This window comes from Streptomyces sp. NPDC058534, assembly GCF_042717365.1.
Classification (GTDB): domain Bacteria; phylum Actinomycetota; class Actinomycetes; order Streptomycetales; family Streptomycetaceae; genus Streptomyces.
Window position 1 is genome coordinate 67,312 of record NZ_JBHXNW010000041.1, and the last position, 9,466, is coordinate 76,777.

8 protein-coding genes are annotated in these 9,466 nt (G+C 67.1%); 6 read left to right on the plus strand and 2 right to left on the minus strand.

Annotated elements, in window-relative coordinates; translation table 11 throughout:
• Positions 1 to 137: 137 nt before the first annotated feature.
• From ACFWR9_RS24500 to thpD, 5 genes are all read left to right on the plus strand, one after another.
• On the plus strand, positions 138 to 1,265 hold the full coding sequence (locus ACFWR9_RS24500; protein WP_383845711.1) for a pyridoxal-phosphate-dependent aminotransferase family protein: 1,128 nt from the start codon (positions 138 to 140) through the stop codon (positions 1,263 to 1,265).
• Between the two features lie 330 nt (positions 1,266 to 1,595).
• Positions 1,596 to 2,108 (plus strand): diaminobutyrate acetyltransferase, encoded by a 513-nt coding sequence (ectA, locus tag ACFWR9_RS24505; protein ID WP_383845713.1) that lies wholly within the window; start codon positions 1,596 to 1,598, stop codon positions 2,106 to 2,108.
• 131 nt (positions 2,109 to 2,239) lie between these two features.
• The gene (gene ectB, locus ACFWR9_RS24510; RefSeq protein ID WP_383845715.1) at positions 2,240 to 3,511 is read left to right on the plus strand and encodes a diaminobutyrate--2-oxoglutarate transaminase; all 1,272 of its coding nucleotides are present in this window, start codon (positions 2,240 to 2,242) and stop codon (positions 3,509 to 3,511) included.
• A gap of 90 nt (positions 3,512 to 3,601) precedes the next feature.
• Positions 3,602 to 4,000 carry an ectoine synthase gene (locus ACFWR9_RS24515; protein WP_121746346.1) on the plus strand — a complete coding sequence of 133 codons (399 nt, stop codon included), beginning with the start codon at positions 3,602 to 3,604 and terminating at the stop codon, positions 3,998 to 4,000.
• A 3-nt stretch (positions 4,001 to 4,003) separates the two neighbouring features.
• Positions 4,004 to 4,903, plus strand: a complete 900-nt coding sequence (gene thpD, locus ACFWR9_RS24520; RefSeq protein ID WP_383845723.1) for an ectoine hydroxylase — start codon at positions 4,004 to 4,006, stop codon at positions 4,901 to 4,903.
• 86 nt (positions 4,904 to 4,989) lie between these two features.
• Here the strand turns inward: thpD and ACFWR9_RS24525 are convergent, their stop codons facing one another.
• Complete coding sequence (locus ACFWR9_RS24525; RefSeq protein ID WP_383845717.1) at positions 4,990 to 6,084, minus strand: aminotransferase class V-fold PLP-dependent enzyme; 1,095 nt, start codon at positions 6,082 to 6,084, stop codon at positions 4,990 to 4,992.
• A gap of 47 nt (positions 6,085 to 6,131) precedes the next feature.
• Positions 6,132 to 6,848, minus strand: a complete 717-nt coding sequence (locus tag ACFWR9_RS24530; protein ID WP_383845719.1) for a DsbA family oxidoreductase — start codon at positions 6,846 to 6,848, stop codon at positions 6,132 to 6,134.
• Positions 6,849 to 6,940: 92 nt separating this feature from the next.
• Between ACFWR9_RS24530 and ACFWR9_RS24535 the strand changes: the two genes are divergently transcribed.
• The gene (locus tag ACFWR9_RS24535) at positions 6,941 to 8,620 is read left to right on the plus strand and encodes a recombinase family protein (RefSeq protein WP_383845721.1); all 1,680 of its coding nucleotides are present in this window, start codon (positions 6,941 to 6,943) and stop codon (positions 8,618 to 8,620) included.
• Positions 8,621 to 9,466 lie beyond the last annotated feature (846 nt).

Below are 9,466 nucleotides of genomic sequence, written 5' to 3' on the forward strand. Positions count from 1 at the left end.
CACCGCTGTTGCGGAAGCCACAATTCCGGGCGTGGGGGTGTCGCAACGGATGGACTCGGTAGCGAGTGCCGGGAGTGGTCATGGTTACTCTCGACTCGTACGTTCCGTACACCAGCCGTACTGGAGAGAGCCCCGCCGTGACCCATCCCCTCCTGGACCTCCCCCCGCTGAGCGCCGGCCGTTTCGCCGCGATCGAGGACCGGGTCGCGCGTCTGCTCGGCACCGCGCAGGACGTCGTGGTCATGCAGGGTGAGGCGCTGCTGCCGCTGGAGGGCGCGATCCGTGCCGCCGCGGGGCCGGGCACCGTCGCGCTCAACATCGTCACCGGACCGTACGGGCAGACCTTCGGGAACTGGCTGCGAGACTGCGGCGCGACCGTGCACGATCTCGCCGTGCCGTTCCACACGGCGGTCTCCGCCGAGCAGGTCCGCGGGGCCTTCGCCGAGCACCCGGAGATCGACTTCGTGTCCCTGGTGCACGCCGAGGCGGCGACCGGCAACACCAACCCGGTCGTGGAGATCGGCGAGGCCGTCCGGGCGCACGGCGCGCTGTTCTACCTGGACGCCGTGGCCTCCGTGGGCGCCGAGCCGGTGCTGCCGGACGCGTGGGGCGTGGACCTGTGCGTGATCGGCGCGCAGAAGGCGATGGGCGGTCCGGCCGGAGTCTCGGCGGTGTCGGTCAGCGAGCGGGCATGGGCGCGAATGGCGGCGAACCCGGCGGCACCGCGCCGGTCGTACCTCTCGCTGCTGGACTGGAAGGAGCGCTGGATCGACGGCGGCCGCAAGGCCCTGCCGCACGCGCCGGCCCAGCTGGAGATGCTCGCGCTGGAGGCCTGCGTGGAGCGCATCGAGGCGGAGGGCCCACAGACGGTGATGGCGCGGCACGCGGCGGCCGCGGCGGCCACCCGGGCCGGCGCCCTCGCGCTGGGCGGCCTGGAGCCGTACGTGTACGAGGCGAAGGAGGCGGCGCCGGTCGCCACCACCCTGCGGACGCCGTCGGACGTCGACGCGTCCGCGCTGGTGGCCCGGGCCCTGGCGGCCGACCCCGCGCTGCCGCTGGCCGCGGGCGGGGGCGCGCTGGCCGCCGAGATGGTCCGGGTCAACCACTACGGTCCGGACGCGACGCTCATGGCCGTACAGGGCTGCCTGACGGCACTGGGTGCCGCGCTGACGGGGACGGGACGGAAGGCCGATCCGGAGGGCGCCCGGCGGGCCGCCGGGGACGCCTGGGAACGGCCGGTCGGAGCCGGCCTTTCCGGAGCATAAATTCAAGGGAATTCCCTTATCCCGCACTTACACAATAGAGGAATTCCCGTCCAGCGCAGGATCCCATATTCTTCTGCCCGCTTTCTCTTGACCTAAACACAAAGATTCCGCGAACGTGGAGCTACGCATTTCGGACACGTCTCGCATGGGTTACGAGATTGTGACCCGATACACATGCTGTCCGCTTCGCTACATATGACCCGGTCAAATCACCACAAGTTGCCGTCGACTCGCGCAGGGGTACGCGCCCGCGTGATAACACACGAGGCGCCGATCCGTAACCCCATCCGGCGATGCAATTTTGAAATTCCCTCGGTAAATTCGATTTACATGACTGCCCCGCAAGCAGACCTGCAAATCGATCGTCCGAGAGTGGCCGACGGCGCCGCCCTGTGGCGGATAGCGAAGGATTCCAAGGTCCTCGACCTGAACTCGTCCTACAGCTACCTGCTCTGGTGCCGGGACTTCGCCGCCACCTCGGCCGTCGCTCGCGACGGGCACGGGGTGCCGGTCGGCTTCGTCACCGGCTACCTCCGGCCCGACCGGCCGGACACGCTGCTGGTGTGGCAGGTGGCCGTGGACGAGGCGTACCGTGGACGAAGGCTCGCGGCTTCACTGCTGGACGGGCTGGTCGCCCGCACTGTCGCGGAGTGCGCGACGACGACCTTGGAGACCACCATCTCCCCCGACAACACCGCGTCCCAGCGGTTGTTCACCTCGTTCGCCGAGCGGCACGGTGCCCGGCTTGAGCGCGAGGTCCTGTTCGACACGGACCTCTTCCCGGACGGGCCGCACGAGCCCGAGGTCCTGTACCGCATCGGTCCCCTGACCGCAGCCGGCTGACCCGCCGGACGCCCGGACGGCGGGCACCCCCGACCGTCCGGCCCACAGACTTCCCGCCGGGACCACACCGGTTCCCGCCGGATTCGTACGACCTTCCTCTCCCACCCTCACCCAACGAGGAGCGATTCGTCGTGACCATCACCCAGCCCGACCTCAGCGTCTTCGAGACCGTCGAGTCCGAGGTGCGAAGCTACTGCCGCGGCTGGCCCACCGTGTTCGACCGTGCGGTGGGCAGCCGCATGTACGACGAGGACGGCCACGAGTACCTCGACTTCTTCGCCGGAGCGGGCTCTCTCAACTACGGGCACAACAACGCGGTCCTGAAACGCGCGCTGATCGACTACCTGGAGCGGGACGGCGTCACGCACGGTCTCGACATGTCGACCACCGCCAAGCGCCGCTTCCTGGAGACGTTCCAGAACGTCATCCTGCGCAAGCGTGACCTGCCGTACAAGGTCATGTTCCCGGGCCCGACGGGCACCAACGCCGTGGAGTCCGCGCTCAAGCTGGCGCGCAAGGTGAAGGGGCGCGAGTCGATCGTGTCGTTCACCAACGCCTTCCACGGCATGTCGCTGGGCTCGCTGGCCGTGACCGGCAACGCCTTCAAGCGGGCCGGCGCCGGTATCCCGCTGGTGCACGGCACGCCGATGCCGTTCGACAACTACTTCGACGGCACCGTCGAGGACTTCCTGTGGTTCGAGCGGCTCCTCGAGGACCAGGGCTCCGGCCTGAACAAGCCGGCCGCCGTGATCGTCGAGACGGTGCAGGGCGAGGGCGGCATCAACGTCGCCCGGGCCGAGTGGCTGCGCGCCTTGTCGGAATTGTGCGAACGCCAGGACATGCTTCTCATCGTGGACGACATCCAGATGGGCTGCGGCCGGACCGGCGCCTTCTTCTCCTTCGAGGAGGCGGGCATCACGCCGGACATCGTGACGGTGTCCAAGTCGATCAGCGGCTACGGCCTGCCGATGTCGCTGTGCCTGTTCAAGCCGGAGCTGGACGTCTGGGAGCCGGGCGAGCACAACGGCACCTTCCGCGGCAACAACCCGGCCTTCGTCACCGCGACCGCCACGCTGGAGACGTACTGGGCCGACGGGTCGGCGATGGAGAAGCAGACCCGCGCCCGCGGTGAGCAGGTCGAGCAGCACATGATCGCCATCACCGAGGAGAACCTCGCGGACGTCAAGGAGTACCGGGGCCGCGGCCTGGTCTGGGGCCTGGAGTTCCACGACAAGGACCGCGCGGGCAAGGTAGCCAAGCGCGCCTTCGAACTCGGGCTGCTCATCGAGACGTCCGGCCCCGAGAGCGAGGTCGTCAAGCTGCTCCCGGCGCTCACCATCACGCCCGAAGAGCTGGACGAGGGTATGAAGACCCTCGCCCGGGCCGTGCGTGAGACGGCCTGACACCACCACTGCTTCCGGCGCCTTCGGCCCTCGCGACCGAGGGCGCCGGGGACCCCTGCACACCCTTCACCTAGGAGGCATCGCAACACCGTGATCGTCCGTTCGTTCAAGGAGATCGAAGGCACCGACCGGCACGTGAAGTCGGCGTCCGGCACCTGGGAGAGCAAGCGCATCGTCCTCGCGAAGGAGAAGGTCGGCTTCTCCCTGCACGAGACGATTCTGTACGCGGGTACGGAGACGTCGATGTGGTACGCGAACCACATCGAGGCTGTCGTCTGCACCAAGGGCGAAGCCGAGTTGACCGACCGCGAGACGGGGAAGACGTACACCATCACGCCGGGCACGATGTACCTCCTCAACGGCCATGAGCGGCACACGCTCAAGGTCAAGGAGGACTTCCACTGCCTCTGCGTGTTCAACCCGCCCGTGACCGGACGGGAGGACCACGACGAGAACGGCGTTTACCCGCTGCTCACCGAGGAGGTGTGAGTCATCGTGACCATGACCACGAACGTCACCGATCTCTATCCCACCCGCGGCGCCACCGAGGTGGCAACCCCCCGGAAGGACCCGGTCGTCTGGGGCTCCCCCGACGCGCCCGGTCCGGTCTCCCCGGGTGACCTCCAGTCCTTGGACCGCGACGGGTTCCTCGCCATCGACCAGCTGATCGGGCCGGACGAGGTCGGGGTCTACCAGCGGGAGCTGGAGCGGCTCACCACCGACCCGGCCATCCGCGCGGACGAGCGGTCGATCGTCGAGCCGCAGTCCAAGGAGATCCGGTCGGTCTTCGAGGTGCACAAGATCAGCGAGATCTTCGCGAACCTCGTGCGGGACGAACGAGTGGTCGGGCGGGCCCGCCAGATCCTCGGCTCGGACGTCTACGTCCACCAGTCGCGGATCAACGTCAAGCCCGGCTTCGGGGCCAGCGGCTTCTACTGGCACTCGGACTTCGAGACCTGGCACGCCGAGGACGGTCTGGCGAACATGCGGACGATCTCGGTCTCGATCGCGCTCACCGAGAACTACGACACCAACGGCGGTCTCATGATCATGCCGGGGTCGCACAAGACGTTCCTCGGGTGCGCGGGGGAGACGCCGAAGGACAACTACAAGAGGTCCCTGCAGATGCAGGACGCGGGGATTCCGTCCGACGAGGGCCTGACGAAGATGGCCTCGGAGTACGGCATCAAGCTGTTCACCGGCAAGGCCGGCTCGGCGACCTGGTTCGACTGCAACTGCATGCACGGGTCGGGCGACAACATCACGCCGTTCCCGCGCAGCAACGTGTTCATCGTGTTCAACAGCGTCGAGAACACCGCGGTCGATCCGTTCGCGGCACCGATCCGGCGGCCGGACTTCATCGGCGCACGGGACTTCACTCCGGTGAGGTGACCCGCATCTGAACTCGGGCAGGGGCCTTTTGTGTGGGACGGGAGGCTCCTGCCCGATGCCATGCGCGCAGCGCCGATCGGCACGTCTCAGCCGGCCAGCACGTCCAGCAGCCGGTCGACGTCCGCCGCCGTGTTGTACAGGTGGAAGGCGGCCCGCAGATGGCCCGCCCGGTCGGAGACCTCGACGCCGGCCCGGCTCACCTCGTCCCTGCGCCGGCCGAGGCCGGGCACGGACACGATGGCGGAACCCGGCGCGGCCACCGGCTCGTGGCCCAGTGCGCGCACGCCCTCGCGGAACCGGCCGGAGAGGCCGGTGTCGTGGGCGTGCACGGCGTCCACGCCCAGCTCCTCGATCAGCGCCAGGGAGTGCCTGGCGCCGGTGTACGAGAACAGCGCGGGGCTCTCGTCGAAGCGCCGGGCGGAGTGCGCGAGCTCCTGGACGGGGCCGTAGCAGCTGTCCCAGGGACGCTCCCCCGCCGCCCAGCCGGCGAACAGCGGCGTCAGCCCGGCCGACTCCCCCAGGTCCTCCGGTACGACGAGGAAGGCGACGCCGCGCGGGCAGAGCACCCACTTGTAGGCGACGGCGACCACGAAGTCGAAGTCGTCGGCGGCCGTCGGCAGCCAGCCGTTCGCCTGTGAGACGTCGATCAGCGTCCGCGCCCCGTGCGCCCGGGCCGCGTCCCGCAGCGCCGCGAGGTCGGCGATCCGTCCGTCGGCCGACTGGACGGAGCTGACCGCGACGAGCGCGGTCTCCGGGCCCACCGACTCGGCGAGGCGCTCCAGGGGCACGCTGCGCACCTTGAGGTCGCCCCGCATGTACAGCGGGTTCACCAGCGAGGCGAAGTCGGCCTCCGCGGTGAGGACTTCGGCGCCCGCGGGCAGTGCGGCGGCGACCAGGCCGCTGTAGGTGGCCACCGAGGCGCCGACCGCGACCCGGGTGGCGGGCACCCCCATCAGCCGGGCGTAGGCGGACCGGCACGCCTCGACGTCGGCGAACATGTCGAGCGGCTGCCCGGCCGCGGCCGACGCCGCCGCGTCCCGCATCGCGACGAGGGTCCTGGCGGGCAGCAGGCCGGTGCTGGCGGTGTTGAGGTACGTGGTCTTCGGGGCGAACTCGGCACGGACGAGATTCTCGAAGCTCTCCATGGCACCACTGTGCGGCCCCGTGACCTCCCCGTCCATCGCGTATTTCTACGCGGTTTCTCCAAGCAACGCTTATGTACGGGCACTCACCTGGGGTTCTCGGCCCCCGGCACCGCACAGCCGTCCGGACCGCACGCCTCGGCGTCCCCGTCGTCGATCAGCTTCAGCGGGGTGCGCTCGCCCCACGCCTGCGTCAGCGCCCGGGTGAAGACCTCGGCGGGCTGGGCGCCGGAGACGCCGTAGGCCCGGTCGAGCACGAAGAACGGCACTCCGGTGGCGCCGAGCTGCGCGGCCTCGCGCTCGTCGGCGCGGACCTCGTCGGCGTAGGCGGCGGGGTCGGCGAGCACCGCGCGGGCCTCGTCCGCGTCGAGTCCGGCGGCGACGGCCAGCTCCACGAGCCGCTCGTCGTCGTTGAAGACGGAGCGCTCGTCGGCGAAGTTGCCCCGGTAGAAGGCGTCGAGGAGCGCCTCGTGCCGCCCCCGCTCCTTGGCGAGGTGCAGCAGGCGGTGCATGTCGAAGGTGCTGCCGTGGTCGCGGTCGCGGGTGCGGTAGTCCAGGCCCTCGGCGGCGGCCTGCGCGCCGAGGTTGTCCTCACCGGCCCGCGCCTGCGCCTCGCTCATGCCGTACTTGGCGGTGAGCATCGTCAGCACCGGCTGCACGTCGTCCTTGGCCCGCCCGGGGTCCAGCTCGAACGACCGGTGGACCACCTCGACGCCGTCCCGGTGCGGGAAGGCCGCCAGCGCCTTCTCGAAGCGGGCCTTGCCCACGTAGCACCACGGGCACCCATGAACCAAGAGTGCCATACCGCTCCTGACCTGCGGAAACGTCGAAATCAAGCACTCGACGCCCTAGCAGCGCCTTGAGCGGGACCACTCAAGGCGAATGGACAGCAGCAATGGAGCGGGAAGACCTCCCCAGCCTGCGGGCACTGGGCTTCGAGGATGAGGAACTGGAGTCGCTAGGGCTGTGGGCCGCAGTAACCGGCACGCCGACCGACCTTGCCGAGATGTACATACGACGCAGCAAGAAGAAAGACACCCTTAGCGCGTTGCGGGAACAGGTCCGCCGTATGTGCTGGCACGCCAGCCAAGAGGGCAAGCGAATCCGGCACGTGTGGTTTGAGCAGAAGAGCGCCAGCAAGGCGTACGTCAGGCGTGAGGAGTTCGAAAAAGCTACAGCGGCAATCGCCGACGCAGGACTGTCCAAGACACTGTATGTGTTCAAGACAAGCCGCCTTTCTCGCAGGGGCATGGGACAAGTTGGCTTGCTGCTGGACAAGTTCGAGGAGCGTCAGGCACGGATCTACGTCGTGGCAGAGAATCTTGACTCCACACGTAGCCGTATGGTGCTGGCCATCCTCAGCGAACAAGCGCGCGAACAGGCGGACGACATAAGCGAATTCACGGCGATCGGCATTGCCGGCAACAAGTCGGATGGTCGGTGGACTGGCGGAGTGACACCGTACGGCTTGGCATCCCCGCAAGGCACCGGACGACTTGTACACAAGCCTGAGGAGTACCCGACAGCGCGCCGCATCGCTGAATACCTCCTTGACCGCAAAACGCCGAACTGGATTGCCAACAAGCTGAACACTGAGGGGATTCCGACACGTCACGGCAAGAGGTGGGCTGGCCCTGGCATCGTCAGTCTGGCCCATTCAGTCACCTGGGCTGGCCTGGTGGCTGACCGGGAAAAGATGCTGGACAAGAACGGTAAGGACGTCGGCAAATACCACAGGGGAGGCAGCCCCTTGCTGGATAAGAGGGGTGACCCCATTTCTTGCGGGGAAGGCGTCATCAGCTTCGCCGAACACGTGAAGATCAGTGCCATTCTGGCTGATCGAGCCCAAAAGGGCACCAGCATTGGGGACCGGACTCGGGGTAAGCGTGAGATTGTTGCGCTGCTTTCCGGCACCCTTCGCTGTGGACTCTGCAACGGCCCTATGGCGAATGGCGGGGTTAACTATCGCTGCTATGCACGCCAGATCGAGGGGGCATCGTCCTGCAAGGGTGTTTCCACAGAGCGCACACGTGTGGACGATGCTGTTTCGGTCATGTGGCTCAATCACATTCTGTACCTGATGCCGGACTCACCCACCATCAGGGCCATTGCTCGCGACTGGCTTTCGTACCAGGACCCGGACAGGGACGCGCGGAAGGCGTACATCAGCGCAGCCCTTGAATCCGCCGTTGGACGCGAAATGAAACTGGAGAAAGAGTACTTCGTCCTAGGACGGATGGACGAAGACAAGTACGACAGGCTACGCGAACAGGTGGCCGCACAAATCGCTGAACTCAAAGCGGAGTTGGCGGAGCTGTCGCAGGACACGGACCTTACGCCGCTCATGGACCCCGAAAGCCTCGCTTGCCTTTGGCAGGGCGCCGGAATCGGTGGACAGCGGGCACTACTCAAGGCCGCAGCCAAAGGGATCACGCTGGCACCCTCAAAGGGCAGGGGAGACAGGACACCGATCGTGGACCGGCTGACTCCCGAATGGCGCGACGAACGCAGAAATCCGGCCGTTGACGCTGCGTGGGACCGATGGGAAGCCCGGCTAACGCGCTCCGCTGACTGACCTCAGGAAAGCCAATTTGGCACCAGGCCCGACCGTACTTTGGCGAGTGAGACCGGGCCTGGTGTCCCACACAAGGGGAGGCACCATCATATGACGCGCGCAGAGTACGAGGAGCGGTGCGCAGCCGAAGAGGCTTTGCACTTGTGGCAACTGGAGTGGGCGCACATCAGCCGGCAGCTAGACGCAGCGTACGCAGCCATGCGGGACGGAGACGACAGCTTCCTTACCCGTCAGCGCATAGGGCGCATGGAGGCTCTCCTAGCGGTGCTCCAGGGCCACCCTGAGGCATTGGCCGGCTAGCCTCCACCAAGAGGCACAGGCGCGCCCTTACGCGCCGTTCAGCCCCGGTTGGCCCCTGTGGTCGACTGGGGCTCTTTCATGCATACACAGCGCCATGCGGGCGGCGCGAGACGCAGGCACAGTCCACGGGCGCAGGACAGCAGTCTGTGAAGGCGCCGCTTGTCCCGCAGGCTGCATTCGAGATTGGTCTAGGCCTCTTGGGGGTCAGCGGGAAGGCCAAACTACACACCAATACCTGACAACCCATCAGCCACACCCCCTCTGACCTGCTCAAATACTCCCCTAGTGTAGTTGTGTAGATTGAGCACCTACCTGAGTACTAGATAAGAAGTCTCTAGTCCAATACCAAAGTGACCCTCAAACCTACACTTCGTCACTGTCGCAGGTCAGAGGGGCTGTCGCTCGTATGGCCCCTAAATTCCAGCCGCATTCTGGGACTGTAGGTCACGGATTCATAACGCTCTAAGGTCGACACTCATTATCGCCAGATTTTGAGCCCTTAGAGGCAACCCGCTGGCATTCGACGCACTAGTTACAGTCGGGACC

Excerpts from the sequence above, each read along its gene's own strand:
- ACFWR9_RS24535 (WP_383845721.1), top strand. The coding sequence starts at position 6,941 with ATGGAGCGGGAAGACCTCCCCAGCCTGCGGGCACTGGGCTTCGAGGAT.
- ectA (WP_383845713.1), top strand. The coding sequence starts at position 1,596 with ATGACTGCCCCGCAAGCAGACCTGCAAATCGATCGTCCGAGAGTGGCC.
- ACFWR9_RS24525 (WP_383845717.1), bottom strand. The coding sequence starts at position 6,084 with ATGGACGGGGAGGTCACGGGGCCGCACAGTGGTGCCATGGAGAGCTTC.
- ACFWR9_RS24530 (WP_383845719.1), bottom strand. The coding sequence starts at position 6,848 with ATGGCACTCTTGGTTCATGGGTGCCCGTGGTGCTACGTGGGCAAGGCC.